The sequence below is a fragment of the Pseudomonas sp. G(2018) genome (genome assembly GCF_005502415.1).
Classification (GTDB): domain Bacteria; phylum Pseudomonadota; class Gammaproteobacteria; order Pseudomonadales; family Pseudomonadaceae; genus Aquipseudomonas.
Genome location: NZ_SCOO01000010.1, coordinates 1 through 24887, shown reverse-complemented (window position 1 = coordinate 24887; position 24887 = coordinate 1). Strand labels below are relative to the sequence as shown.

Genomic DNA, 24887 nt, shown 5'->3' with positions numbered 1-24887 from the left:
CGTGATGGTGAACATCGATGCCATTGATAGGGCGAGCGGCATACCCCTCTTTAGCATGATGATGCAGCACAGCCTGTCGTCGGCTGTGCTGCCCCCTCCAAGCCACGGGGGTATGCTGGATCTCCGCAGTTCCACGCTCTGATCGAGAGGGTAAACCGATGCACGACTATTACGATTTGGGCACCTACAGCCGCCCGGTGACGACGAACTCGTCGCAGGCCCAGCTCTGGTTCGACCGTGGCCTGGTGTGGTGCTACGGCTACAACCACGATGAATCCATCCGTTGCTTCCACAAGGCCCTCGAACACGACCGCGATTGCGCCATGGCCTGGTGGGGCATCGCCTACGCCTCGGGTCCCAACTACAACAAACGCTGGGACGCCTTCATCGAGCAGGAGTTGAAAGAGGCCGTGGCCGAGGCTCGCCGGGCGACGCAAACCGCATTGACGCACCTCGACCGTGCATCACCGGTGGAGCAAGGGCTGATCCGCGCGTTGGAGCAACGCTACCAGGCCGATCAGGCGGAGAGCGTCGAGCAACTCTTCAGTTGGAACGATGCCTACGCGGCGTCCATGCGCGATGTCTACAGATCCTTTCCCGACGACCCCGACGTGGTAGCGCTGTTTGCCGAAGCGCTGATCGACCGCACGCCCTGGCAGTTGTGGGACTTGAAAACCGCTCAACCGGCTGCGGGCGCCGACACCCTGGAAGCCGTCGCCGTGCTGGAAAAAGCCCTGCAACGCATGGAGCAACACGGCGATACGCCGCATCCCGGCGTGCTGCACATGTACGTCCATACCATGGAAATGTCACCGTATCCCGAACGGGCACTGCGTGCCGGCGATGTCCTGCGCGACCTGGTGCCGGACGCCGGGCACTTGCGCCATATGCCGTCGCACATCGACGTGCTCTGCGGCGATTATCGCGGGGCCATGATCACCAATCACCGGGCGATCCAGGCCGATCGCAAATACCTGGAACAGGAAGGACCGATCAACTTCTACACCCTGTACCGCAGTCACAACTACCACTTCAAACTTTACTCGGCGATGTTCCTTGGTCAGTACCATCCAGCCCTGGAGGCCGCCGACCAACTGGCCTCGACCATCAAGGAGGAACTGCTGCGGGTGGAACAACCCCCCATGGCCGACTGGCTGGAAAGCTTCGTGTCGATGAAGGTCCACGTGCAGATCCGCTTCGGCAAATGGCAAGACATCCTCGCCACAGAACTGCCCGTCGATCAGGCGCTGTACTGCGTGACCACCGCGATGCTGCACTACGCCAAAGGCGTGGCCTACGCTGCTACCGGCCAGGTCGCCGCCGCCGAAACCGAACAGCACCTATTCCTCGAAGCCTGGGCCCGCGTGCCGGAAACCCGCTACCTGTTCAACAACCAGTGCGTCGACATCCTGGCCGTGGCCGGCGCCATGCTCAACGGGGAAATCGAATACCGCAAAGGCAACTTCGATTGCGCTTTCGATCACTTGCGTCAGGCACAAGAACTGGACGACAACCTGCCGTACGACGAGCCCTGGGGCTGGATGCAACCGGTGCGGCACGCCCTGGGCGCGCTGCTGCTGGAACAGGGGCGGGTGGAAGAAGCCCTGCAGGCCTACCGCGCCGATCTCGGCCTGGACAACACCCTCAGCCGCGCATCCTGGCACCTGGACAACGTGTGGAGTTTGCACGGCTACGTTGAATGCCTGAAACGACTGGGGCGAGATCCTGAAGCAGCTGCTGCGAAAATCCGTCTGGACCTGGCCAAGGCGCGGGCGGATGTGGAGATCACCGCGTCATGCTTCTGCCGGGTTGGGAAGGGGTGTTGTCAGTAAGGTCATCTGGCATTGAAACGGATGCTCGCGGCCGATTTTTGCCTGTGGCCGGAAGCTGCGTCACCCCATGTTGAGTAAAGAGGGAGGTTTGCAATTTGTAGTCTAAACTCCGGTCGATTGGCTCCCGAGCGACGCTGAAGTACGGCGATTCAGCCTGTGGGGGTCAACGTCTAATCGGAGATGGGTCATGGCAGACGCAAGCGACCGAATATTCGTTTCCATTGCGGTTTCCAAGCCGGAAGGAGGGCTCGACCCGCTGCCAGGCGCCATCAGGGCAGCAAAGCGGATGGCCGCATGGGCGGACGCCCAAAACTACAAGACACTGCTTCTCCACGATGGCGAACATCCGGAAATCACCATCGAGTTGCTGCGCGATGAGATTACCGCCGCCATCAATGAAGTCACCGATCGGACCGAGCTCAAGCGGTTGGTGATCTTCTTTGCCGGTCATGGCGCGGCGCAGGCCATCGGTGACCAATACTGGATACTGACCCATTGGAAAAAGGACTCGAGCCAGGCTATCAAGGTTTCGGCGTTGCAGCGGATGCTCGAGTATTACGGACCCAGGCAGGTCTCGGTCATCGGTGACGCCTGCCAGGAGTTCTCCGCCCAGTTCCTTGACCTTGTTGGCAATGCGGTGCTCTTCAGGCCTGAAGAGGAGCCGCGTCCCTATGAATTGGACCAGTTCTTTGCCGTCGATGTCGGCATGCAGGCGTTCATGATCAAGGCCCAGGGTGAGCAGGGTGATTTTTGCCTGTTCACCGAAGTCTTGCTGGATGCCCTGGAGGGCGATGCGCAAGGTGCATATTTCGAGGCCAGTGGAGCAGACAAGTTGGTAACCAGTCAGTCACTTGCCCGCTACCTCGATAGTACTGTTGCGAAGGAGGCCGGCAAGTACGGGGTGCGAATGATCCCGCGACCCAAGCCAGGTTTCTATACCGATCGAAACTACGTGACGATACCGGGACCGCCTGAGGTAACGGTTTTTAAATCTATCGCCTTAGATAGTGAGGTCGATTTTTCTGAACCTTCCGAACCTCTGGCCGAAGCGGGTGAGGATGCCGATTCATGGCATGGCGACTCGTCTGACGCGGGTGCCGACTCATGGTTACATGTGGAGCTGACACCAACGGTCGAGCCGTACTCGCGTTCGGTCGATAAGGCCAGGCTGATAAAGCCCAAATCACCCAAAGCGAAGTTTGACGCGCAGACTCAGGCACTTGAAATGGCTCGTACGGCCAGCCGCGAAGCGTTCGTCAATTCAGTCAGCAACGCCACGGTACGCGATCATTTCGAAACCGGCTGCGGCATCTGCGTCAGCGGCGCTGACGTCGCCAAGGTACAAGCCTCGTTCGGCGCGGTGTCTGCCCTCGATGACCAGCCGAACTGGTTCCGTATCCAACTGCAATCAGTCAGTGCCGACAGCCTTGACTGGAGCGACGCGCTGGTCACCCTGGCTGACGGTCGTATCGTCCCGGTCTGCGTGGTCGATGGCTTTGTCGCGGCGTTGCATATCATCGACGCGACGTCGCTGAGCCTGTTCCTGCGCCCGCTCGGCGCCTCCGAATACGAAGGTCAGGAGACGATCAGACTGTTGGCCCAGGCGCATGCCGGTCTGCTGAGTCGACAGGCAATCATCGATACCGCGACCACGATGCGCTACGGGAAGCATCGGATCATCACGCTCGGTTGCATTGCCGCGCAGTTCTACGACGCGATTCGCGACATTGACAGCCTGCGTTCGATGGCAGCTTTCTATGCGCAGCGCCGGCAGCCGGTACCCCTGGATATCATTCTTTATGGTGGCGGTAGCCTGCGTGAATCCGGGGGGCGCTTGTACGCCGATATTCCGGCCGTGGCTGCCCGCGAGCCGCGTACTGAGAAAGAGTGGGAGCAGAGCTTCACTCGTAGCCCGACACCTGCTTACAAGGATCATCCAATTGCCGGCCGGATACCCTGGATGCGCCAGGCCTGGGGCGCTGTCGCAACCGCCCGCTGCGATGCCAGTGCCGAGCCGTGGCGCAAGCAGGCACTGGCCGCCATGAAGAACCTCGGCCCCGGACTATTTACCATCGCCAAGCCCAGCGGTCGCAAGGCGTTGCTCAAGCTTGCCGGTATCAGGGACATCTAAGACAAGCACAATTCCGTACTGACCCCAGTAATCAACTGACGCGGAGAAAAGACCATGCGCATGATTCTTGTCCACGGCATTAACCAGCAAGGCAAAAGCTCGCAGAAAATTCTCGAATCGTGGCTTGAGAGACTTCGGGCTACCTATGCCTTGCACGGTCCCGACCCGCTGGGCAGGTTATCGCGCATCGAAGCAGCGTACTACGGCGACAAGCTCGACGAGCTCAGTTCAGTCAAGGTCAAAGACCAGGCGATTGCGCTGGGTGCGGAGGAGGCGACCAGTGACTTTGATGAGTTTGCTGTCGATGCGCTCGAGGAAATGGCATTACGCATGGGGGTGACCCCGGCAAAAATTCAAGCCGAAGAGTTGGTAACGGTGGTACCTCAGGGCGCCGGTATTCACAAGAAGTGGGTCAAGGCGGTTGCCCGGGCAATCGAAACCGTTTCCCCGTTGCGAGGCACATTGGCCTTGCGTGTGCTGGGGCAAGCGCACGCCTATATCCGCAATCAGCATGTACACGATGAGGTCAACAAACTGGTGCGTCCGCTGTTCGAGGATGATGAGCCGGCAATCGTCGTTTCACATTCGTTGGGCACCATCGTTGCTTACTCACTGTTGCGCGAATTCGCCAGTAACGGCCGGCCGCGCCAGTCTCCGCTGCTCGTAACCCTGGGTTCTCCGCTGGGCATCGACAGTGTCCGCAAGGGCTTTTCCAAACCACGCGTCAGACCCGACAACGTGCAACGCTGGGTCAACGGCGCTGATCCGGAAGATTTCGTCGCGCTGCGCTCCGAGCTCACCAATGGCAATTTCGGTTCAGGCATCGAGAACTATCCTGATATCGAAAGTGGGCATGAGGACCCTCATTCCATCATCGGTTACCTCAGCGATCCGCGCATTGCGAAGGCTATCGCCCAAGCGATTCCCTGATCAGTGAGCGAGCGAAGCTGGATGAGTGCCGAGACGTCAAGAGACAAGGCTAGTCATTCAAGCACGCTGTCGAAAGGCGCTCTGTCAGAAACGCGATGAACACCCGAGTCCTGGCCGGAACATAATCGCCCGCCGCCCTCAGCGCATAAATGGCCGAGGTGGCGGGCGATGAAAACGCCTGCAACAGCGGTATCAATCGACCGGCCTGGATATCCCCGTTCACCATGTATTTGGGCAGGCGCGCGATGCCCATGCCCGCCAGGCACAGCGTGCGGATCGCGTCGAGGCTGTTGCAGGTGAAATCTCCCGCGATCGGAATCGCCCGACTGTTGGGGGCACGAAACTCCCAGTCGTTGAAGCGGCTTTCAAAATTGAGTTTCAAGCACGAATGGCCCGCGAGTTCGCCCGGTTCGCCAGGCACCCCATGGGCGTCGAGATAAGCCGGGGACGCGCACACAAGTCGTTCATTGGCACTCAATTTATGCGCGACAAGACTTGGGTCGGACAGCTCGCCGCTGCGGATCGCCACGTCGATGCCTGCGTGCCTGATATCGATGATGGCATCGGTCAGGGTCAAGTCGATCTTTATCTCGGGGTAGCGCCGCATGAAGTCGATCAAAGCGGGCACCACATGGTGCTGGCCAAGGGCATTGGGCGCAGACACCTTCAAGATGCCCCTTGGCGCATCCGCGTCATGCATTACGGCAGCTTCCAGCGCCTGAATATCCGCGAGAATCGGTCGGGCGGATTGCACGTAACGTTCGCCGGCTTGCGTCAGTGTCATCGTCCGCGTGGTGCGCAACAGCAGCTGCATGCCGAGCCGATCCTCCAGGCGCTGAACTCTTTTGCTCATGGCGGAGTGAGTCATCTTGAGTTTGCGGGCGGCGGGCGAAAAGCCGCCTGCATCAATCACGGCGATGAAGATCGCCATATCGCTGTACCGATCCATCAACGCATCCTCTTTTGTTCCGTTATGGAACAGGTGTTGGTCAAAAGCAACGAATTCCCTTTTGTTTTTCCATGCTGGAGACTGGGCCTCAACCCTGACACGAATCCCCCAGAGGCCGTTGATGAAAGACACAAACAGTCAGCACCTGTCCATTACCGGCCTCATCGCAGCGGTTGTGGCGTCCTTGACCTGGTCGATGAACTTTGTTGCCCCGCTGGTCATTGGCGAGTATTCGATTTTTGACCTGGCCGCCTGCCGATTCCTCATCTGCGGGCTGATCGGCATCCTGATCCTGCTGGCCAATATCAAAGCCTGGCGTCACTTGACCCTCAGCGATTGGCTCGTCACGGCGGGGCTTGGATTCATCGGTTACGTGGGCTATTTCCTTGCTGTCGTCATCGCCGCTAAGTACGCAGGCCCCGTCGTCGCGCCGGCCTTTTTGGGGTTGGTGCCGGTTGTGCTGGCCATCAGCGCGAATGTCCACGGTGGGATTTCCTGGCGGCGGCTTCAAGTGCCAATTGGCCTGGCGGTGCTTGGTTTGCTGCTGGTCAATGGCCAGAACATCACGCAGTTCGAGGGGCAATCACACACCGCGCTGGCCATTGGAGTCGGTGCGTCAATGGCGGCGGTTGCACTGTGGGTCTGGTTTGGCCTGGCGAATCAAAAAGCGCTGATGAAAAGGCCTGGCATGAATGCCTGGGTCTGGACCGCGTTGATGATGATTGGCGGTAGCCTGCAAACGCTCATGTTCATTCCGGCGGGGGCTGCCATGGATCTCTTCCAGGCGCCCACGCTCGGTTTCGGGCACGGCGCGATCAGCCACCTGTACCTTCCAGCCTTGGTACTGGCAGCCGTCGCTTCGATTGGCGGGGCTTGGGCCTGGACCATCGCTTCCCAGCGCCTGCCCATGACACTGGCCAGTCAGTTGCTGTCATTGGAGATGGTCTTCGCCACCTGCCTTGGCCTGCTGTTTTACTACCGGTGGCCGTCCGCGCCGGAAGCGATTGGCATCGGCCTGATCGTCATGGGAGTCGTCAAAGCCGTTACTGTGTTTCATGGCCATCGCGTCAAGGCTGTCGTGGCTGTTTGATGAGGCTGCAAACGCTATTTCACCGAGTCTCCTTGCTTTATATCCCCACAAAAAATATCGGCGTTGCCATCGGTCGCTGCCGATCGCACGACAATGGAGTATCCACCGGACAGCAAAACCGGCAGGGCGACAGGTGCGCTTCTTGAGAAAGACCATCCGCGCACGGGTTGGCGTTCGGTGTTGACCTTGTCATTCATGGCATAGGCGACGGGGCCGGGTTGTTGGCAACTGCCTTTATTGATAAAGGAATAAAGGCGCAAGGGTAGAACAGCGCCGCTTGGGACACCGCTGATGAAGAAACTGAGTCCGGTTTGCTTGTCCCAGTCGGTCAAGGTCACATTGCCGATCTGCCCCGGGTTCTGCCGGGTGGCCTCCAGAGGGACGTTCACGCCATGGTTTGATGAAGAGGTGCAGCCGAAGAGGCTTGCGGTGATGATCAGAGCTGCTAATGATTGTCCGGGATTCATTGCCAAACTCCTGTGTTGAAGACGTGCCATAGGAGATTAGCGGGTATCGCTCATTCATCACGTCCCGGGCGGTGCCGATGTGAATTCATCGTGAGGGCGCGGGCTCACGCCTTGGCCCGGTGACGCAGGCGCGAGTAGGAAATCAGCATGCTGGTCAGTTCTTGTGTGACTGGGGTGAAGGGGGAGACGCGACGGCTGATCAGGCACACCTCCCGCGATTCCAATGGCTCGCGTATCGCGATGCTGGTCAGCGACGAGGAAAACAGCTTCATGCCGGGAAGCAGGCTGGGCTCGATGGTCAGGTAATCCGTCTCGGAGACGATATGCAGGATCTCCAGCAACGATTCGGTCGTGATCGCGATCTTTGGGGCTGGCAAGCCTTCGGCTCTGAACAGCTCGACCAGATGGTTCTCGGCACTACCGACCACCCCGGCAGGCCGGACGCTGATCCATTGGCAATCGGCCAGGTCGCGCACAGAGCGAGCATCCGCCAAGGGGTGGCCCTTGCGCGCAATGACGCTGGCTTTCGAGCTGTAAAGCCGTTCAATGTGCAGATCGGTATCGCTGACGTCGGCGCTTAGTGGACACATCACGAAGTCGAGTCGGCCAGCGCGAATCATCTCGATCAGCATCTTCGTCTTGCCACTGGCGACGTGTAACCGCACGTTGGGAAATCGATGGGTAAAGCTGCTGAAGACCGGCATCAAGCACGCCGCCAGGGGTTCCGCTGTGACACCCAATGCGATCTGACCTTCAGGCATGCCATTGCACTGTCGGACGTCTTGTACCGCGCGATCGCAATCCAGAATGATCGAGCGCGCCCGGGTCAGGAACACCTTGCCGGCCACGGACAGGCTGATGCCCTGATTGGAGCGCACCAACAAGGTGACCCCCAGTTCTCTTTCCAGGCTTCGAATCGACTCGGTCAATGTACTCTGGGCAGCGTCCAGTTCTCGTGCCGCCGAACGAAAGCTGCCCATGTCGACAACCGAGCAGAAGGCGCGAAGCTGGATCAGCTTCATGAAGCAGTGATCCAGTTATTGCCGTTGTGGCCACAGTAAGCGTGCGCGATAGAGGTGAAGAGTGTTTGGCTGCTTCCGGTGTTCATGGCCGAGTCTCCGAGGGTAGGGGCTAAGATGTATGGCGCTAACGATTTGATCGCATGCGATGTATTTATACTCAACCAATGACCGGGTGATGTCAAAACTAATCTTGCGTCCTGGCGACGGGCGGTGGAGCAGGGGGATGGGCGGAAAAGCCGAAGATGATCGGTTTTTCCGTTCTGTTCGGTACCTTTGATGTGCCTATAAAATCAATGCTGTCAGATAGTTACGTGTCTTCTTGGCTATTTGATTCTCATAAAAAACTTGAAGGAATCACCGATGAGCAACATCGAAAAAGTCCTGGTCACCGGCAAAACCCACACCACTCTGAGCAGCTCCGGCAGCACCTCGCGCGGACATAATGGCAACCTCGACATCGAACTCTCGATCCCCGGGAGTGCCGAACCGGCCCACGTATTCGCCACCACCCAACCGCACCCGACGGCCGAGCAGTTGTTTGCCGGCGCATGGTCGGCCTGTTACATCGCAGCAGTCGGCCTTGCGGCCAAAGCCTTGAAGGTGACTGTTCCAGCCGACGTATCCGTCGATATCGAGATCGACCTAGGTCAAACCGGCAACGCTTACTTCCTTCAAGCCCGGTTGAATCTACGACTGCCAGGTCTGACGCATGAGGTCGCGTCCGCTGTCGCACATGCCGCCGATCAAATGTGCCCCTACTCGAAAGCAACGCGCGGCAACATCGACGTGGCCTTGAATGTCCAGACGTCGTGATTGATATAAAAAAATCACTATCCAGGCGTGTTGAAATGCCAGCCTGAATACCTGTTTATCGATACTTCCCAGTAAAAATATAACGAACAGCAAGTTGGTCGAGAGCATTTTCAATCGAAAACGGACTCGGCGTGACGTTGCGTCTTGGGAATCTGCATGCCAAAAAACATCAAACAAACTTCCCTGAGCAGACGCAGGTTTTGCGGCGTCGCCGCGGTGACATGCGCGGCTGCACCCTTGGGTTTACTCGGTTTCTCAATCAGGACTGACGCTATGACGAATACTTCAAATAAGACAGAGAATGTTTCCACTGCAATACGTCCCTTTCATTTCAGCGCTAAAGAGTCGGAACTTTCAGAGTTGCGCAGACGTATAATAGCGACGAGATGGCCAGATAAGGAATTAGTCAAAGACTCCTCTCAAGGTGTACAACTGGCGACCATCCAGAAATTAGCCAAACATTGGGCAACTCAGTACGACTGGCGAGTTATTGAATCGAAAATAAACGCCGTTCCTAACTTCATCACCAACATTGATGGTCTGGATATCCATTTCATCCATGTCCGCTCTAAACACGAGAATGCGCTGCCACTATTGATGGCGCACGGATGGCCCGGGTCGGTGATCGAGTTGATGAAAGTCATTGGGCCACTTACCGATCCAACGGCGTATGGCGGCAATGCTTCCGATGCGTTCAGCCTGGTGATTCCATCGATGCCGGGTTACGGCTTCTCGGAGAAACCGAAAGTGGCCGGCTGGAATCCCGTGCGTATCGCTGATGCATACATCGAGTTGATGAAGCGTCTTGGGTACACCCGGTATGGGGCGCAAGGAGGTGACTGGGGCTCTATCGTCGTCGATCTGATGGCTGTGAAGGCGCCGCCTGGCTTGATCGGTATTCATTCGAACATGCCTGGCGTCATCCCGCCTGACATTGATGCAGCCTTGTTTCGCGGCGAGCCGGTTCCCGCTGGTCTGTCCGAGGAAGAGCAGCTCGCGGCGGATCAACTCGCCAACACCTACAAGCACATTGGCTACGCCATCATGATGGGTGACAGGCCGCAATCGCTGACAGGTCTCGCAGATTCACCGGTCGGTCTGGCCGCCTTCATGCTTGATCACGATCCCAAAAGCTACGAGATGATTGCGCGTTCCATCGACGGCCAACCGGAAGGCCTCACACCCGATGATGTCCTCGACAACATCACACTGTTCTGGCTCACCAACACCGCCGTTTCCTCGGGGCGGCTCTATTGGGAAAACAAATCGACATTCTTCGCCGTCAAAGGCGTCAACATCCCGGTGGCGGTCAGCGTGTTTCCCGATGAACTGTATGCGGCGCCGAAAAGCTGGTCGCAGAAGGCCTATCCCGAACTGGTGCACTACAACAAGCTTCCCAAGGGCGGGCACTTTGCCGCGTGGGAGCAACCGGCGCTTTTCTCGCAGGAAGTCCGGGCTGGATTCAAGTCGCTGAGGTGAGCGACACGCCTATAGGCATCTAAGACCTGATTTGTTGTGTATTGATCAGGAGGCTCGGTTCGGATCGTTGAGCGTTAGGCGTGAAAGTGGTCCGAATCGTGCGGGTGCCGATCCTGAAGAAGTTGAAAGCTGCGCCAGCACGACCCGAAAGGCGTGTATGGAGGTCACTTTTAATCCCTTCTTTATGCTTGTGCGGGCCGTCTTTACTAACACGTTACCCCATTTTTCAGATCGATTTCCGTCAGTTGGGAAGGGCTGCTTTCGACTGTGGACTCAACCGGTCGATGCAACACAACTAAATTCTGTGTAAGCAGAAGGAGTGTTGCAGGTGTCGGTGTGCAGAGAATGTCGACTTTTCCAGTACTGACGGTACTGATTTCTTCGCCCAATTGAGCAGGCAAGAAGCAGGTCGATGGCCTTGTTCAATTTTGCGCTCATTGCTCACTCTCCCGTCACGGGTTTCTTTTGATTGGCAACTGTCCATCTTCAAATTATTTCTGGCGAAACCACCCACACGCTGCATGGCATCTTGTACAGCAGATGTTCCACGGTGCTGCCGACCAATCGCTCCATGGCGCGGTGGCCTACGCGCCCCATGACAATGACATCAGTGTCATAAGCCTCGGCATAGCTGGAAAGCACCTTGGCCGGATTGCCCATGATCATGTGCTGGTGCTCCGGCGCAATGCCGTTGCGCTCCGAAAGCTCGCGGAACGCGTCAGCCTGCGCATCGAAAAGTGTCTTGGCTTTGCTCGAAGAAAAAAATGCCGAACCATTACTGAAGCCGAATTCATCTGCGCTGATGGATGAGAGATCATGGGCGTAGATCACGTCGAGCTCGGCGTTGCAGGTAGTGGCCAGTTTCGACGCCTCGCGCAAGATCCTGTCGTTGAAGCCTTCATATTGGTCATCACGATGAAAAGGGTCGACGGCGGCGACGATTTTGCGCGGCAAAGCGTGGTGCATATGGCTGACAAAATGCAGCGGTACCGGGCATTCGCGCAGCAGATGGATATCCAGTGGAGTAAACATCAGGCGTGACAGCAGGGATTCGTGTTCCAGCGCCTTGATCACAACGGCCATTTGCTGTTCTTTCAGATGAATGAGGATTTCTTGCAATGGCCGCTCCACCCACACCACTTCAGTGGTGACGTGAACCCCGATTTTACGCAACGGCCTGGCCTGGCCTTCAAGCCATTGGCGATGACGCTCGACATAGCCCAGCCGCATCTGTTCCAGCGCTTGTTCGTTGACCATTCCAGCCGTCGCAAGCCCTTCGAGGTAATCGAACGCCACGATGTGCAGTGCCGCATCCGAAGCCTTGGCCAGAGCGGCAGCCCGGTCGAAGGCAGGGCTGTTTTCCATCAACGGTGAAACGATCAGCATGAAACGTGATTGATCAGACATGACAGATCTCCGGTAGGTATTCGCGCAATGGGCTGCACCCATGGCTGGGGCGTTGGGCAGTAACGCTTTGCACTTATCCTGCTGCTGGCCGGAACGGCGGGTTTGATCTTTGTCAACTGAGATGGGGAAGGACGATGTCGCCCGACGTGCGGTTGCCCAAGTCTCGTCCAGTGACGAAATAGTTGACCATTATCAATCCTTCGTTCGCCACGCTGGCGCAGTCTTTGGGTTCGTGCTGAACGTTGGCTTACGCAAGACAAAAGAGGGAACACAATGGCAACCATGAAAGCGGCTGTGTTCGTCGAACGAAACCGGATCGTGCTGGAAGACAAGCCCATCCCTGAAGTCGGACCGCTGGATGCATTGATCCGTATCACCACCACGACCATTTGTGGCACCGACGTGCACATCCTGCGCGGTGAATATCCAGTGGCCAAAGGCCTGACCGTGGGCCACGAGCCGGTGGGCATCATTGAGCGGCTGGGTTCGCAGGTGCGAGGTTTTGTCGAAGGCCAGCGGGTGATTGCCGGTGCTATCACGCCCAGCGGACAGAGTTATGCCTGCCTGTGTGGTTGCGGCTCACAGGACGGTCCGGACACCCGTCATGGTTTCCGTGCCATCGGGGGCTGGAAGTTTGGCAACATAATCGACGGCTGCCAGGCCGAGTACGTGCTGGTACCGGATGCCATTGCCAATTTGTGCCCGATTCCCGACGGGCTCAGTGACGAGCAGGTGTTGATGTGCCCTGACATCATGTCCACCGGGTTTTCCGGGGCAGAGCGCGGCGAAGTGACCATTGGCGATACGGTTGCCGTGTTTGCCCTTGGGCCAATAGGCCTCTGTGCGGTGGCGGGTGCACGACTTAAAGGCGCGACGACGATTATTGGCGTCGATGCCGTGGCTGAGCGGATGGACGTCGCGCGACAATTGGGCGCGACCCATGTCGTCAACTTCAAGGACGGTAACGTGGTCGAGCAGATCATGGCCCTCACCGACGGTCGGGGTGTCGATGTGTCCATCGAGGCACTGGGAACCCAGGGGACATTCGAATCCGCACTGCGGGTACTGCGTCCGGGTGGTCGACTGTCCAGCCTCGGCGTTTACTCCAGCGATCTGCATATTCCCCTCGACGCCTTTGCCGCAGGGTTGGGTGACTACAGCATCGTCACCACACTGTGCCCCGGTGGAAAAGAGCGCATGCGTCGCTTGATGGCGGTGGTGCAGGGCGGTGGTGTGGACCTGTCGCCGCTGGTGACTCACCGTTTCAAACTTGATGATATCGAGGCGGCTTATGAGTTGTTTGCTCACCAACGGGACGGTGTAATGAAGGTCGCCATTACGCCGTGACGGTAGGCGGGGCGAATCTCGATGTCGAACGGAGGTATCTATGATCATTGATATCACGGAGAAACCAACAAGCCATTGTTGGGTCGTGCGCATGGATGCTTTGGAAGTGAATTTCAATAGCCTGGGCCAGGCACAGGCTTTCGTTGGTCAGCTCAAGGCACGAATCGATGCACCGCATGCCTGGCCCATACCCTTTGGTTCGGCAGCCTTTGCCAGACCGATGTCCGCTCCTCGAACGGCCAGCCCCAAGGGCGAAGAGGTTCGCGCCGACCTCGTGGAGTAACGCGTTGGGTCGGCACCGGACGAGGTTCAGGCGGATGACAGCCCAATGAACGAAACCTTCGGGATGGCGGGTGCAGCGGCTGCGCTGGGGATTGGCATGCTCATCGGCCTTGAACGCGAACGACACAAGGGACAGGAGGAGACCCGTGCTTGTGCCGGTTTGCGGACGTACGCGATCACGGCATTGTTGGGTTATGTGGCGATGCAGCTCGGTGGCAACCTGCTGATCAGCATCGTCGCGATCATCCTGGGGGTGCTGGTCACCGTAGCGTACTGGCGGAGCCTGGGCGATGACCCCGGTGTGACCAGTGAAGTGGCGTTGCTCAGTGTCTTGGTGCTGGGAGGGCTGTGTGGCTCGAGGCCTGCGTTGGCGATTGCCATCGGCGTAGCGATCGCGGGGCTGCTGGCCTATCGACAGAAGCTGCACTACTTCGCCCGCAGTCAATTGACCGATGCCGAGCTGGGTGACGGCCTGATCCTGTTGACTGCCGCGCTGGTCGTGCTTCCCCTGGCGCCGGACCGCTTTATTGGTCCCTACGGTGGCATCAATTTGCGCACCATTTGCACCCTGACGGTGTTGCTGATGGCAGTGGGGGCGATTGGGCATATTGCTGTTCGTACCCTCGGTCCCCGTTATGGTTATGCCATCAGCGCGATTGCCTCCGGGTTTGCCTCCAGTACTGTGACGATCGCCGTCATGGGCCATCTCGTCGCACGGCAGCTCGACAACATGAAGGTCCTGAGCGCGGCCGCGATCCTGTCGAACATGGCCACCATCATTCAGGTGGGGATGATCCTGGGGGCGGTTGACGCTGGCTTGTTGCGCCACATGTGGGGGGCTCTGATAGCCGGCGCCGTCGCGGCAGCGCTATATGGCGTGTGTCTAATGTTCCCCAGGCAGGCGACCGGCGCCAACCAGCCAATTAAGGTCGGTGGTGCGTTCAACCTCAAACTGGCCCTGATCGTCACGTTGGCCATGACCGCAATCACCTTTGTTTCGTCCATGATGCTCAGCCATTTCGGCCAGGTGGGGGTCATGTTGACGGCCACGTTCGCCGGTCTTGCGGATGTGCATGCCTCGACGGCGTCGATTGCCACGTTGGCCAAATCCGGTCAGTTGCCGTTCGATGCCATTGTCGGCCCCGTGCTGATTGCAATCAGCAGCAACTCCATCAGCAAGTGCGTGGTGGCGTGGGTCAGCGGTGGACGACGGTTCGCCGCCTACGTGATTCCGGGCCAGGTGTTGATGACGCTGGCGATGTGGGCGGGCATGGGGGTGTCCTGACAGACATCGCGCGGGTAACTGACAAAAATCAAGTGGTCAGAACAGTGAGCAATCAATCTGTAGCTCTACTGGATTGAAATGGCGCGTGCCGAGGTACCCCATGTCGCAGACTCAACGCTTACTCTTGATCGCTCCCTCCGCCATGACCCGTACCCCGGCGTTCGACCGTGCCGCGGCCTTGGCGCTGGCGATGCATTTGCCATTGCACATCGTGGCGTTCGACTATTCACAGGCCCTGGCGGTAGCCGGACTGTTCGCCCCGGAACAGTTCGACCGGGCTCGGGACGGCTATCTGCAAACCCATCGGCAATGGCTCGCGGAACAGGCCGGCTTGATAAGCAAGCATGGCGTCGAGGTCACCAGCGAGGTGGTATGGGTACAGGATCCTTATGCCGAGATCCTGCACTTCATCAACGAGATGCCGCTGACGCTGATCATCAAGGACGCCCAGGAAGAATCGGCGTTGAAACGGGTGTTTTTCACGCCGCTGGATTGGCAGCTGCTGCGTGATTGTCCGGTGCCGGTGCATCTGGTGACCACGCCTCTGAACCCCCGTCCGCGTAACATACTGGCCATCATCGATTTGTCGCGTGATGAAGATCAGGCCCCTGTGTTCAATGACCAGATTATCGACGCCGCGGCGAAACTGGCGGCTGTCTGTGAGGCCAGCCTTGAACTGCTGCATGTGTATGACTGGACGGTTGTATACGCTCAGGACATGGGCTTTGCCGCCTTACCGCTGGCCACCGGCCTCTATGAAATGTTGGGGACGGCTCAGCATGACGCGTTTGCGGCCATCGCTGAACGCCATGGCGTGCCTGCGGAGCGTCGTCACTTTTACGAGGGGGCACCTGTGCCGCGCATTTGTGAGTTCGTCTCGGACCACAATACCGATGTTATCGTCATGGGGACTGTGCAGCACAAGGGTTTGAAAAAGCTTCTAGGGACCACGGCTGAGCAACTCTTGCATCGGGCGCCATGCAGTGTGCTGGCGATCAAACCGGGACGAATGCTGCAATCCTGAGGGCTGGATCGCCCCGCGATGGACCGTTGGCCGGAACATCGCGGGGACGATGGTTTACAGGTAGAGGCGATGGATGACCTGGCGGGAGTCGTCGGGATCGTTGTGCGTTTCGAAACCCAATGCCTTGGCCAGGTCGCGCATGGGGGTATTGCTGGCCGCGTCCACGGAATACATCTGGCGATAACCGTTGTGGCGGGCGGCCTTGATCAAATGCTCCATCAGCAGTGTGCCCAGGCCCAGATGCGTCCATTCATCGGCAACCGTGACCGCGCACTCGCATTCATGTGCGCCGGTGGCTGCGTAGCGACTGATGCCGATCTCGATCAGTCGACCATTGTCGTGGACCAGGGCGATGTAGGCCACGCGCTGTTTATTGTCGGTGTCCATCAATTGGTTGAGCATCGCCGTACCGGGCTCATTGATCTGTGCGAGAAAACGCATGTGCCGGGATTCGGGAGACAGTCGTTTGATGAAGGCATATTCACGGTCGCGATCCTTTTCCGCCAGGGGCCGGATCAGCACGTGGCGGCCGTCCCTGAGCGCTTCGACCCAGTATTGGCCGTCGACGGCGGCGTAGGCGGCCGCGGCCCGATCATTGTGGTCTTTGACGGTGAGCATGGGGTTTTCCTCCAGTGCGGTTTTGAAGGTAGGCGGGCGGCAAAAAAAAGCGTTTAAGCCCTTTCTACACCGCTGTGCGCGCTGGAGTTTGATCTGGATCAGACACTGGTGTCAGGGGCGTCAATTCGCGCGTGTTTGATGTAAATCAACCCGCACGGGGTATCAGGGCGCAGTGTTGACGCATGCCGGCAAGTGATGACCGGGGTCCGAACGGAGGTGTGTGATGAGTAGTCAATATCAACGGTTGCTGCTGATCGTCGATCAAAGCCTGCAGCAGTCTCCCGCCGTGCAGCGTGCCGTCGCGCTGGCCAAGACTGCCGGCGCATTTCTTGATGTACGGGCTTTTGTCGAACCGGCGCCTGTGGTGCATTTGTGGGATGAAAAAGTTGACGATGTAGAACAGCAGCGCTATTTGCGTCGTTACCGCCGCTGGGAGGCCGAAGAGCTTGATCGGCTCTGCGACCTGGGGTTGGAGGTCACGGTCAAAGCTGTCTTCACCACCCATCCGTTGCTGGACATTTTGAAGACGGTCGAAGATCTGAAACCCGACCTGCTGATCAAGGATGTAACCCTTGAACCCGCGCTGAAGCGAGTGTTCATTACCCCGCTGGATTGTCACTTGTTGCGTGAATGCCCAATTCCCATGCACTTGGTCAACGAGGTCCGTTACAGCTTGCCACACCGGATCGTGGCGGCAGTGGATCCGTTCGATCCGTCGACACAGATCAGTGGTTTGAACGACACCATCATCCAGACTGCCAACGCCTTGGCGCTGCAATGCGATGCACCGTTACACCTGCTGTACGCCTATGACTTGTCGCCTATCTTCAACAGCGATGCGCCACTGGCTGGGGGCGGTTGGGGCGTGGACTTTATCGAGGAGCTGCGTCAATCCTTGCATGAGGCGTTTATTACACTGGCGGAGCGCTACGGCGTGCCACCTGAACGACGCCATTTCGTTATGGGGCTGCCGGTACCGGTGATCAGTGGGTTCGTCGAGGAGTATTTGGCCGATGTGGTGGTCATGGGTGCTGTGCATCGAATGGGGATCGACCGGCTGATCGGCAGCAATACGGAGCGCGCACTGTATACGGTGCCAGGGAGCATTCTGGCGGTGAGGCAGCGTGTCAGGGAATGAGTACGATTGCGCCGTTGAACTGCCCGGTCCGCAGCCGTTCCAGCGCCTGATTGGCATCGTCGAGGGCAAAGCGGGTGACGTCGCAGTGTATAGGCGTGTGCTGCAACTCCTCGAAAAACGCTGTGGCATCGTCGCGGGTCAGGTTAGCCACCGATCGAACGCTGCGCTCGCCCCACAAGAGTTGATAGGGAAAGGCTGGAATGTCACTCATGTGAATGCCGGCGCAAATCACGCAGCCACCCTTGACGGTGACAGCCAGTGCCAGCGGCACCAGCGCCCCGACCGGAGCGAAAATCAGACTGGCGTCGAGCAGGTGCGGCGGAGGCTGATCCGAAGGCCCGGCCCATTCGGCGCCCAGCGATCGGGCATAAGCCTGGCCCTCGCTGTCGTCTGGACGGGTGAAGGCATACACCTTCTGTTTGCGTCCACGGGCGACCTGGATGGCCAAATGTGCCGCCGCGCCAAACCCATAGAGGCCCAGATGGTGGGCGCCCTTGGCCATTTGCAGGGCCCGAAAACCGATCAGCCCGGCACACAGCAGCGGAGCGGCCTGGGTGTCGGACAGTGCCTCGGGGATCGGAAAGCAGAAACGTGCGTCGGCTACCGTGTACTCGGCATAACCCCCGTCCAGATGGCAACCGGTGAACCGGGCTTTATCGCAGAGGTTCTCTCGGCCCGAGCGGCAGAACACGCAGTGGCCACAGGTCCAACCCAGCCAGGGCACGCCCACTCGGCGACCCATCCATTCGGACGCGACGTCGGCACCGACGGCTGAGACTTCGCCGACAATTTCATGCCCCGGCACCCGTGGCAGCCGCGCTTGGGGCAACTCGCCATCCACCAGGTGCAGATCGGTACGGCACACGCCGCAGGCCAGGACTTTGATCAACAGTTGCTGTGAGCCAGGCGTGGGAATGGCACGCTCTTCCATTTGTAACGGCTGGCCGGGGCGATGCAGGACCATGGCACGCATGAAGACACTCCAGACGGCAGGTGTCACCTCAGGTGACGATGGCAGCCCACGATCAGTTGCTTGAGCCCATCCATGTTTTGAATGTTGACGTCGCGACCGGTTATTTCCACCAAACCTTGGTCACGCAGGTGCGCGATGCCCCGACAGATGGTTTCGAGGCGCAGGCCCAGGTAAGAGCCTATTTCCTCCCGACGCATTTTCAGCACGAAGTTGCGGGACGAATAACCGCGGGAGTTCAAGCGTTGCGACATATTCAGCAAGAAAGCGGCCAGGCGTTCATCCGAGTTCATGTTGCCCAGCATCATCAGCATGTCGTGATCGCGAACGATTTCCCGGCTGAGGATTTTGTTCAGGTTGTGCTGCAGTGAAGGCAGCTCTCGGGCCAGTTTTTCCAGATGAGCAAAATGGATGGGGCAGACCTCGCTGTCCTCCAGGGCAACCGCATCGCAGGTGTGTTGATCCGTGCTGATGGCGTCCAGGCCGAGCATTTCACCCGAAATCTGGAACCCGGTCACTTGCTCGCGACCATCGATCGAAAGCACGCTGGTCTTGAATGAACCCAGCCGGACGGCATAAAGCGATCGCAATGGGTCGCCTGCGCGGTAGAGTGCCGAGCCTTTTTTGACCTTGAGCCGTTGCATGATCAGCGTGTCCAGGCGCTCGATTTCGACACTGGTCAAGCCTAGCGGCAAGCACAACTCCAGCACGCTGCAACTGGAACAGGCAGTTTTGAGATGCTGGTCGCGATACGATCGCGTTTCATTCACATGGAAGCCCTCCATATCAGCTAATAAAGCATAGTTTCTCGATCACTATCGACGGGGGTGAGCGCTTCATAAACTGAGGGATTCGACGAGTGGATCCTCACTTGGGTCCGTTCCGGATCAGTATCTGAAGGGATTTGAATAGCTCGGTAGTCGCTGCGTTGAAACTTGAGGTAAATCAAGTTCCAACGCTTCCAGACTCACACAATCAACTCACATTGATCGGTGAAATCCGGTTGCACGATCAGCTGCCGGCCGCGCGCTCGGGTTATCGGTCGACCATGGAAACACACACGCTCTACCTCATCGAGCATGGACAGGACATGCCCGAAGTACTAATCCGGAAATGGACGCCAGGAGCGGGCCGCTGAGCCCGGCGGGGCGGCGGCATTGAACAGTCACCTGACTGGAGGCCAGTCATGAGCCAGTATCAACGGTTGTTACTGATGATTAACCCGGCCCTGCGCCACTCCCAAGCAATCAACCATGCAGCAGCGCTGGCCAGGGCCAGTGGCGCGAGTTTGCATATTGCGGCGTTGATTCCCCCGATCAAAGGCCTTTCGATGCTTGAAGAAGGCGCCCGCGAGCAGGTTAGCAAGCACTACCTGCTGGACCATCGCGACTGGCTTCAGGGGCAGGCTGATAATCTGCGTGACAGAGGGATCGAGGTGACCACGGAGGTGACCTGGGCCGAAGATATGAAACAAGACATCATCGATCATGTCACGGACATGCAGCCCGACCTGTTGATCAAGCAGATCCAGCATGAGTCAACACTCAAGCGGGCTTTTCTCACCGCGCTTGACTGGTACTTGCTGCGCCACTGCCCGATACCAGTCTATCTGGTGGGCGGCAGCAGCTTCGTGCTGCCACGCAAGGTGGTGGCAGCGGTCGAAGTATCGGAGATAGAGCCAGCCGACAACGAATTGAACGACCTGATCATCAAACAGGCACGCGGCCTTGCCATGCAATGCAACGCCGAACTGCATCTGCTGTATGCCTGTGATATCTCAGCCGCTTATCTGGCGGACTTTGGGGGGCTCACACTCGCTGAACTCACCCAATCGCTTCGCAGGGATCTGGAAAAATCTTTCCTGAGGCTGGCCGGTCGGTACGGCGTGCCCTCCGATCGTCGACATCTCATCGAGGGTCATCCGGTCAGGGTATTGAGTGAGTTTGCCAATGAACATCAAGTGGATGTCATCGTGATGGGAAAAGTCCAGTCCCATGGAATGGGCAAGCTCCTGGGCAGTACGACCGAGCACATCCTCTATCAGGTGCCTTGCTGCGTTCTAGCGGTCTAGAGCCTGTCGCGGCTTGGTGACAGTTAAGTCCTACGTGAGCGCAAAAAGGCTTACTTGCGCTTCCAGTACTTCTGCATTTCAAGAAACAGAAAAGATGCGGTCCACGTGATCAATACCAGCCCGGTCAGGGCTTGCAGGCCGGTCAAATATTTGAGGTTGCCCACCGGTGAAATATCGCCGAAGCCGATCGTCGTGTAGGTCGTGAAGGAAAAGTAAACGCAGTCCATCAGCGTACCGTCGAAGTTGCCCGTCAGGCCGCCCCATTTGCCGGCGTGCACCATCAGGTAATAAACCACTGCGAAGCACCAGACTTCTATCGCGTGGGCCAGTAGGGCACCGAATACCCCGACGACAATTCTGAAGCGGCTCCATAGTTTGAGTCGGGGCAGCCAATCGTTCAGGCGTAACAGACATTCGTAATGGATCACTACGGCGATGATGACTACCAGCGTATTGATCAGCGTGACTGCCAGCATGGCCATACTCCATCTTCCAAGGGGTGTTTACGATGAATCGGGGTCGCGCTGCATAAGTATGAGCGCTGGAAAATCTTCGGCTGTCAGGGGTTCTTTTCCAAGCAAAAGATGTGCCTCGGCGTCCAGATCGGCCCGACGACTTTCGAGCCAAACCTTGGCCCGCCCATAGGCTTCATCGATCAAGGCACGACTACCCAGGTCGACGTCCCTGGCTGGACGTGGCTCTGTGTCGTGGTATTGACCAGATAGTGCGCAGGTTCAAGTCGCTCATGATGAAGTCCCCTTTGAAATCCGACGGGTAGGGCGAACGGTGATTGCCGGTCAGTATTTTTCTACGCCTGGGCACAGGAAAGTCGTTGAGGTAAATCAACAATGTCCCTATGAACACGCAAATGGGTCGTACTGCCACTGATTTAGTTGATAAAAATCAGTGCGCCCACCGGTGAGCGCCAGATACTTGAACAACAGCGTTTCCAGCGGCGATTACGCCAAGGGGAAATCATGGACAGGTGCTTGTCCGTTGCAGAAAGCCCCCGACAGGACTCCAGGTAACCGTTTCAGGGAGAGGCACGTGATGCTCAAACTCAAACGCATTTTATTGATAGCCCCTGGCGAAATGACCCTTACTCCGGCGTTTGAACGTGCGTATGCACTGGCCTGTGCAACCGGTGCGTTTTTGCATATTGTCGCGTTCGATTATGTCCCGGCTCTGGCGGTGGCGGGTCTGCTTGACCATGATGCAATGGCCCAGGCGCGGGAGGGGTATTTACAGGTGCATCGGCACTGGCTGGAACAGCAAGCCCGCTTTAAACGTTGCATCGGCCTGCAGGTGACTACTGAAGTGGTCTGGGCCCGATCGAGCGTGACGCACGTGCTTGAGTACGTGAATGACTTTCATCCGGATCTGGTGATCAAGGACACTCATTACGTGCCGGCACTCGACCGGGCCTTTCATCGCCCCCTGGACTGGCATTTGCTGCACAAATGTCCGGCGCATTTGCACCTGGTGACCAGCGCCGCGCACCCCAAGCCGTTGAAAATTCTCGCGACGATCGATCTGTCCCATTTGGAAGAACTGACTCAGGGGGTGAATGACCGAATACTCGACCTTGCTTCCACGCTGGCGGCCAGTTGCGGTGCCGCGCTGCACCTGCTCAATGTCAGTCGTTGGTCAGTGATGAACGATGCGTCCAGAAGCGTGCCGACAGGCAGTCTGGCCAACAGTTTGAGGGACGCGATTGAGGATGCCCAGCAAGAAGCCTTCGATGTACTTGCTGAACGCTATTGCATCCAGGCTTCATGCCGACATTCACTGGCCGGCACCCCCCATAAGGTTATCGGCCTTTTTGCTCAACAAAATGCCTTTGACATGGTGGTGTTGGGGACGAGGTATCCCGATGGGAAAAACGGGTTTATCGGCAGTACCGTCGAGAGTGTGTTGAACCGGGCACCGTGCAGTTTGATGATCGTAAAACCTTCGCCTCCACCTGATTGAAAGGGACACTGTCGAGCTTGCAGTTGATAAAAATCAACTGGCCTTGCGCCAAAAGGCGCAATCAATAGCGCTCCCCTGAATGATCAAGGAAACGGCCATGCGAATCACATTTCTGGGTGCCGCGGGCACGGTCACGGGCAGCAAGTACTTGCTGGAGCATCGTGACCAACATGTGCTGATCGATTGCGGTCTGTTCCAGGGCTACAAGCAACTGCGATTGCACAACCGCGACCCGTTCCAGCTTCCGGTCAGCGACCTGGATGCGATTGTGCTGACCCATGCCCATCTTGATCACAGCGGCTATCTGCCCGTACTGGTGCGCAATGGTTATCGCGGCCCGGTTTATGCCACGCCGGCGACCTGTGAGCTGGTGAAAATCCTGCTGCTGGACAGTGGCCGGTTGCAGGAAGAAGAGGCTGAGTTCGCCAACCGGCATGGCTTTTCAAAACATAGCCCGGCGCTGCCGCTTTACACCGAGCAAGATGCCGAGCAAGCCCTGAAACTGTTGCGGCCAGTGCAGTTGCACCACAAGGTTAATATTGTCCCGGACATGGCCATCGAGTTTCGATGCGCCGGGCATATCCTGGGTGCGGCAACGGTGCAAGTGAGCGCCAATGGCATGGACCTGGTGTTTTCCGGGGATCTGGGGCGGCCTGACGATCCTTTGATGTTCGCTCCGGAAACCGTCGAGCAGGCGGACTACCTGCTGGTGGAGTCGACTTACGGTGACCGTAAACATCCAGTCGAGTCGCCACAGGAGCAATTGGCTGAGGTCATCACCCGTACCGCGTTGCGCCGAGGCATTACGCTGGTGCCGTCGTTCGCGGTGGGACGTGCCCAGCTGTTGATGCATCACCTGTATCAGTTGAAACGAAAAGGAGCGATTCCCGATATTCCCATCTACCTGAACAGCCCGATGGCCACTGATGTCACGTGTCTGTATCAGCGATTTCGCAGCGAGCACAGATTGTCCCTGGAGGACTGCGAAGGTATGTGCCATGTGGCGCAATTCGTGCGAACCGTACAGGACTCCAGAGCACTCGATCAGCAACGCACACCGGCGGTGATTATCGCCGCCAGCGGCATGGCGACTGGAGGGCGGGTGGTCCATCACCTCAAGGCGCTGGCCCCCAATCCCGTCAATACGCTGCTGATGCCGGGTTTTCAGGCCGGTGGCACCCGTGGGGCACAAATTATTGCCGGCAGTCCATCCGTTCGCATCCATGGCAGGGACGTGCCGATAAACGCTGAGGTGGTGCCGATGCAAACCCTGTCGGCGCATGCTGACGCCGATGAAATCATGCAGTGGTTGCGTGGGTTCAAGCGAGCACCCAAACACACATTTGTGGTGCATGGCGAGCCAAACGCATCGGATGTGCTGCGCCGTCGTATCAGCCTGGAGCTTGGGTGGTCGGTTTCGGTGCCGGAGTATCGCGATAGCGTCGACCTCACCCCAATCAACGCCCCTGAAAACTCGCTACGCTGAAAAAAAGCAGCCCCCGGCCAGTGTCGAGACGGGGGCTGATCGGCCAGCCATCGAGTGATTATCGATCCTTCGTATCCTGGGTGCATAACCACTGCTGCCAGGCTTGTTGGTACTTTTCTTCCGCGCGCTTTTTCGCTTCGGAAAACTCATGAATGGACAGCGTTGAAACAGGCTCGCGCAACATGGCGTAGGCTCGCTCGTTCAACCGGTCGGCCTCGAAGAACAGCTCGGCGCAAGCGTTGATCGTTGGCCGATGGTTGGGCTGTTCGGTTGTTTGCGTGTCGATGTTCTCCATTATTTTTTTTCCCTCTGAAAGCACAGAAGTGTCTATCCGGTCTTCTGGCATTCTGCAAAATTGGGCATTGAACATATCCTGGCCTGGTACTGCTCATCCCGATTCCGGATGCGCTCACTGGCGTGCCCGGCTTTTTCCTTTTTTTCGCTATACGCCGGGATGACAAGGTTTATTTGGACTCGATTTCGAGCGGTGCGGATTGACCTGGGTCAATGCGCAATCATGTGTCGACAGTCGCCCGTCGCGCTGAAAAAAGGTCGGCATTGAAGGGGGGGGGGGG

Annotated in this window: 23 protein-coding genes; 14 read left to right on the top strand and 9 right to left on the bottom strand. The window is 57.9% G+C overall.

All coding sequences use genetic code 11. The features are described 5' to 3' along the window. Window positions 1–158 precede the first annotated feature (158 nt). The 3 genes from FFS64_RS12645 to FFS64_RS12635 all read left to right on the top strand — a co-directional run bounded on the left by FFS64_RS12645 (window position 159) and on the right by FFS64_RS12635 (window position 4893). Window positions 159–1832: a tetratricopeptide repeat protein gene (locus FFS64_RS12645; RefSeq protein ID WP_137805669.1), complete on the top strand. Its 1674-nt coding sequence runs from the start codon at window positions 159–161 to the stop codon at window positions 1830–1832. A gap of 187 nt (window positions 1833–2019) precedes the next feature. Continuing rightward, the gene (locus tag FFS64_RS12640) at window positions 2020–3963 is read left to right on the top strand and encodes a hypothetical protein (RefSeq protein ID WP_137805668.1); all 1944 of its coding nucleotides are present in this window, start codon (window positions 2020–2022) and stop codon (window positions 3961–3963) included. 54 nt (window positions 3964–4017) lie between these two features. Then, a complete protein-coding gene (locus FFS64_RS12635) occupies window positions 4018–4893 on the top strand; it encodes a hypothetical protein (RefSeq protein WP_137805667.1) in 876 nt (291 codons plus the stop codon). Window positions 4894–4942: 49 nt separating this feature from the next. Here the strand turns inward: FFS64_RS12635 and FFS64_RS12630 are convergent, their stop codons facing one another. After that, a complete protein-coding gene (locus tag FFS64_RS12630) occupies window positions 4943–5974 on the bottom strand; it encodes a LysR family transcriptional regulator (RefSeq protein WP_171017083.1) in 1032 nt (343 codons plus the stop codon). Here FFS64_RS12630 and FFS64_RS12625 point away from each other — a divergent pair. Next, window positions 5964–6932 (top strand): DMT family transporter, encoded by a 969-nt coding sequence (locus FFS64_RS12625; protein WP_171017082.1) that lies wholly within the window; start codon window positions 5964–5966, stop codon window positions 6930–6932. The two genes, FFS64_RS12630 and FFS64_RS12625, sit on opposite strands and share 11 nt — an antisense overlap. A gap of 14 nt (window positions 6933–6946) precedes the next feature. Here FFS64_RS12625 and FFS64_RS12620 read toward each other — a convergent pair whose 3' ends face one another. Beyond that, a complete protein-coding gene (locus FFS64_RS12620; protein ID WP_137805664.1) occupies window positions 6947–7399 on the bottom strand; it encodes a hypothetical protein in 453 nt (150 codons plus the stop codon). 104 nt (window positions 7400–7503) lie between these two features. Further along, window positions 7504–8421, bottom strand: coding sequence for a LysR substrate-binding domain-containing protein (locus FFS64_RS12615; protein WP_137805663.1), 918 nt, complete (start codon window positions 8419–8421; stop codon window positions 7504–7506). A 360-nt stretch (window positions 8422–8781) separates the two neighbouring features. Here FFS64_RS12615 and FFS64_RS12610 point away from each other — a divergent pair, with 360 nt between their 5' ends. Together FFS64_RS12610 and FFS64_RS12605 are read left to right on the top strand one after the other, a co-directional pair. Continuing rightward, the gene (locus FFS64_RS12610) at window positions 8782–9234 is read left to right on the top strand and encodes an Ohr family peroxiredoxin (RefSeq protein WP_137805662.1); all 453 of its coding nucleotides are present in this window, start codon (window positions 8782–8784) and stop codon (window positions 9232–9234) included. A gap of 273 nt (window positions 9235–9507) precedes the next feature. Continuing rightward, entirely contained in the window at window positions 9508–10713 is a 1206-nt protein-coding gene (locus tag FFS64_RS12605; protein WP_218571082.1) for an epoxide hydrolase family protein, read from the top strand. Window positions 10714–11199: 486 nt separating this feature from the next. On the opposite strand, the gene FFS64_RS12595 is transcribed toward FFS64_RS12605, so the two are convergent. After that, complete coding sequence (locus tag FFS64_RS12595) at window positions 11200–12120, bottom strand: universal stress protein (RefSeq protein WP_137805659.1); 921 nt, start codon at window positions 12118–12120, stop codon at window positions 11200–11202. A 273-nt stretch (window positions 12121–12393) separates the two neighbouring features. Between FFS64_RS12595 and FFS64_RS12590 the strand changes: the two genes are divergently transcribed. The 4 genes from FFS64_RS12590 to FFS64_RS12575 all read left to right on the top strand — a co-directional run bounded on the left by FFS64_RS12590 (window position 12394) and on the right by FFS64_RS12575 (window position 16058). After that, window positions 12394–13467, top strand: coding sequence for an NAD(P)-dependent alcohol dehydrogenase (locus tag FFS64_RS12590; protein ID WP_137805658.1), 1074 nt, complete (start codon window positions 12394–12396; stop codon window positions 13465–13467). A 40-nt stretch (window positions 13468–13507) separates the two neighbouring features. Next, window positions 13508–13750, top strand: coding sequence for a hypothetical protein (locus FFS64_RS12585; RefSeq protein WP_137805657.1), 243 nt, complete (start codon window positions 13508–13510; stop codon window positions 13748–13750). A 45-nt stretch (window positions 13751–13795) separates the two neighbouring features. After that, entirely contained in the window at window positions 13796–15034 is a 1239-nt protein-coding gene (locus FFS64_RS12580) for a DUF4010 domain-containing protein (protein ID WP_137805656.1), read from the top strand. A 100-nt stretch (window positions 15035–15134) separates the two neighbouring features. After that, window positions 15135–16058 (top strand): universal stress protein, encoded by a 924-nt coding sequence (locus FFS64_RS12575; protein ID WP_137805655.1) that lies wholly within the window; start codon window positions 15135–15137, stop codon window positions 16056–16058. A 54-nt stretch (window positions 16059–16112) separates the two neighbouring features. Here the strand turns inward: FFS64_RS12575 and FFS64_RS12570 are convergent, their stop codons facing one another. After that, window positions 16113–16676 carry a GNAT family N-acetyltransferase gene (locus FFS64_RS12570; RefSeq protein ID WP_137805654.1) on the bottom strand — a complete coding sequence of 188 codons (564 nt, stop codon included), beginning with the start codon at window positions 16674–16676 and terminating at the stop codon, window positions 16113–16115. 223 nt (window positions 16677–16899) lie between these two features. Between FFS64_RS12570 and FFS64_RS12565 the strand changes: the two genes are divergently transcribed. Further along, entirely contained in the window at window positions 16900–17814 is a 915-nt protein-coding gene (locus FFS64_RS12565; RefSeq protein ID WP_137805653.1) for a universal stress protein, read from the top strand. Here FFS64_RS12565 and FFS64_RS12560 read toward each other — a convergent pair. Continuing rightward, on the bottom strand, window positions 17804–18787 hold the full coding sequence (locus FFS64_RS12560) for a zinc-dependent alcohol dehydrogenase family protein (protein ID WP_137805652.1): 984 nt from the start codon (window positions 18785–18787) through the stop codon (window positions 17804–17806). The two genes, FFS64_RS12565 and FFS64_RS12560, sit on opposite strands and share 11 nt — an antisense overlap. Window positions 18788–18810: 23 nt before the next feature. After that, window positions 18811–19569 carry a fumarate/nitrate reduction transcriptional regulator Fnr gene (gene fnr / locus FFS64_RS12555; RefSeq protein ID WP_372242172.1) on the bottom strand — a complete coding sequence of 253 codons (759 nt, stop codon included), beginning with the start codon at window positions 19567–19569 and terminating at the stop codon, window positions 18811–18813. A 401-nt stretch (window positions 19570–19970) separates the two neighbouring features. Between fnr and FFS64_RS12545 the strand changes: the two genes are divergently transcribed. Beyond that, entirely contained in the window at window positions 19971–20855 is an 885-nt protein-coding gene (locus tag FFS64_RS12545; RefSeq protein ID WP_137805649.1) for a universal stress protein, read from the top strand. 50 nt (window positions 20856–20905) lie between these two features. Here FFS64_RS12545 and FFS64_RS12540 read toward each other — a convergent pair whose 3' ends face one another. After that, entirely contained in the window at window positions 20906–21331 is a 426-nt protein-coding gene (locus FFS64_RS12540) for a potassium channel family protein (RefSeq protein WP_137805648.1), read from the bottom strand. A 574-nt stretch (window positions 21332–21905) separates the two neighbouring features. On the opposite strand from FFS64_RS12540, the gene FFS64_RS12530 reads away from it, so the two are divergent. Both FFS64_RS12530 and FFS64_RS12525 read left to right on the top strand, forming a co-directional pair. Then, entirely contained in the window at window positions 21906–22826 is a 921-nt protein-coding gene (locus FFS64_RS12530; RefSeq protein ID WP_137805647.1) for a universal stress protein, read from the top strand. Window positions 22827–22923: 97 nt separating this feature from the next. After that, window positions 22924–24312 carry an MBL fold metallo-hydrolase RNA specificity domain-containing protein gene (locus FFS64_RS12525; protein ID WP_256660446.1) on the top strand — a complete coding sequence of 463 codons (1389 nt, stop codon included), beginning with the start codon at window positions 22924–22926 and terminating at the stop codon, window positions 24310–24312. A 58-nt stretch (window positions 24313–24370) separates the two neighbouring features. Here the strand turns inward: FFS64_RS12525 and FFS64_RS12520 are convergent, their stop codons facing one another. Next, window positions 24371–24607: a hypothetical protein gene (locus tag FFS64_RS12520; RefSeq protein WP_137805645.1), complete on the bottom strand. Its 237-nt coding sequence runs from the start codon at window positions 24605–24607 to the stop codon at window positions 24371–24373. Between the last annotated feature and the right edge of the window lie 280 nt (window positions 24608–24887).

What these genes read in the sequence shown, in the direction of transcription:
- FFS64_RS12645 (WP_137805669.1), top strand. Translation starts at nt 159, where the DNA reads ATGCACGACTATTACGATTTGGGCACCTACAGCCGCCCGGTGACGACG.
- FFS64_RS12625 (WP_171017082.1), top strand. Translation starts at nt 5,964, where the DNA reads ATGAAAGACACAAACAGTCAGCACCTGTCCATTACCGGCCTCATCGCA.
- FFS64_RS12620 (WP_137805664.1), bottom strand. Translation starts at nt 7,399, where the DNA reads ATGAATCCCGGACAATCATTAGCAGCTCTGATCATCACCGCAAGCCTC.
- FFS64_RS12540 (WP_137805648.1), bottom strand. Translation starts at nt 21,331, where the DNA reads ATGCTGGCAGTCACGCTGATCAATACGCTGGTAGTCATCATCGCCGTA.
- FFS64_RS12545 (WP_137805649.1), top strand. Translation starts at nt 19,971, where the DNA reads ATGAGCCAGTATCAACGGTTGTTACTGATGATTAACCCGGCCCTGCGC.
- FFS64_RS12605 (WP_218571082.1), top strand. Translation starts at nt 9,508, where the DNA reads ATGACGAATACTTCAAATAAGACAGAGAATGTTTCCACTGCAATACGT.
- FFS64_RS12585 (WP_137805657.1), top strand. Translation starts at nt 13,508, where the DNA reads ATGATCATTGATATCACGGAGAAACCAACAAGCCATTGTTGGGTCGTG.
- FFS64_RS12595 (WP_137805659.1), bottom strand. Translation starts at nt 12,120, where the DNA reads ATGTCTGATCAATCACGTTTCATGCTGATCGTTTCACCGTTGATGGAA.
- FFS64_RS12570 (WP_137805654.1), bottom strand. Translation starts at nt 16,676, where the DNA reads ATGCTCACCGTCAAAGACCACAATGATCGGGCCGCGGCCGCCTACGCC.
- FFS64_RS12590 (WP_137805658.1), top strand. Translation starts at nt 12,394, where the DNA reads ATGGCAACCATGAAAGCGGCTGTGTTCGTCGAACGAAACCGGATCGTG.
- FFS64_RS12520 (WP_137805645.1), bottom strand. Translation starts at nt 24,607, where the DNA reads ATGGAGAACATCGACACGCAAACAACCGAACAGCCCAACCATCGGCCA.
- FFS64_RS12565 (WP_137805653.1), top strand. Translation starts at nt 16,900, where the DNA reads ATGAGTAGTCAATATCAACGGTTGCTGCTGATCGTCGATCAAAGCCTG.
- FFS64_RS12560 (WP_137805652.1), bottom strand. Translation starts at nt 18,787, where the DNA reads ATGCGTGCCATGGTCCTGCATCGCCCCGGCCAGCCGTTACAAATGGAA.
- FFS64_RS12635 (WP_137805667.1), top strand. Translation starts at nt 4,018, where the DNA reads ATGCGCATGATTCTTGTCCACGGCATTAACCAGCAAGGCAAAAGCTCG.
- FFS64_RS12615 (WP_137805663.1), bottom strand. Translation starts at nt 8,421, where the DNA reads ATGAAGCTGATCCAGCTTCGCGCCTTCTGCTCGGTTGTCGACATGGGC.
- FFS64_RS12610 (WP_137805662.1), top strand. Translation starts at nt 8,782, where the DNA reads ATGAGCAACATCGAAAAAGTCCTGGTCACCGGCAAAACCCACACCACT.
- FFS64_RS12575 (WP_137805655.1), top strand. Translation starts at nt 15,135, where the DNA reads ATGTCGCAGACTCAACGCTTACTCTTGATCGCTCCCTCCGCCATGACC.
- FFS64_RS12580 (WP_137805656.1), top strand. Translation starts at nt 13,796, where the DNA reads ATGAACGAAACCTTCGGGATGGCGGGTGCAGCGGCTGCGCTGGGGATT.
- FFS64_RS12530 (WP_137805647.1), top strand. Translation starts at nt 21,906, where the DNA reads ATGCTCAAACTCAAACGCATTTTATTGATAGCCCCTGGCGAAATGACC.
- FFS64_RS12525 (WP_256660446.1), top strand. Translation starts at nt 22,924, where the DNA reads ATGCGAATCACATTTCTGGGTGCCGCGGGCACGGTCACGGGCAGCAAG.
- fnr (WP_372242172.1), bottom strand. Translation starts at nt 19,569, where the DNA reads ATGGAGGGCTTCCATGTGAATGAAACGCGATCGTATCGCGACCAGCAT.
- FFS64_RS12640 (WP_137805668.1), top strand. Translation starts at nt 2,020, where the DNA reads ATGGCAGACGCAAGCGACCGAATATTCGTTTCCATTGCGGTTTCCAAG.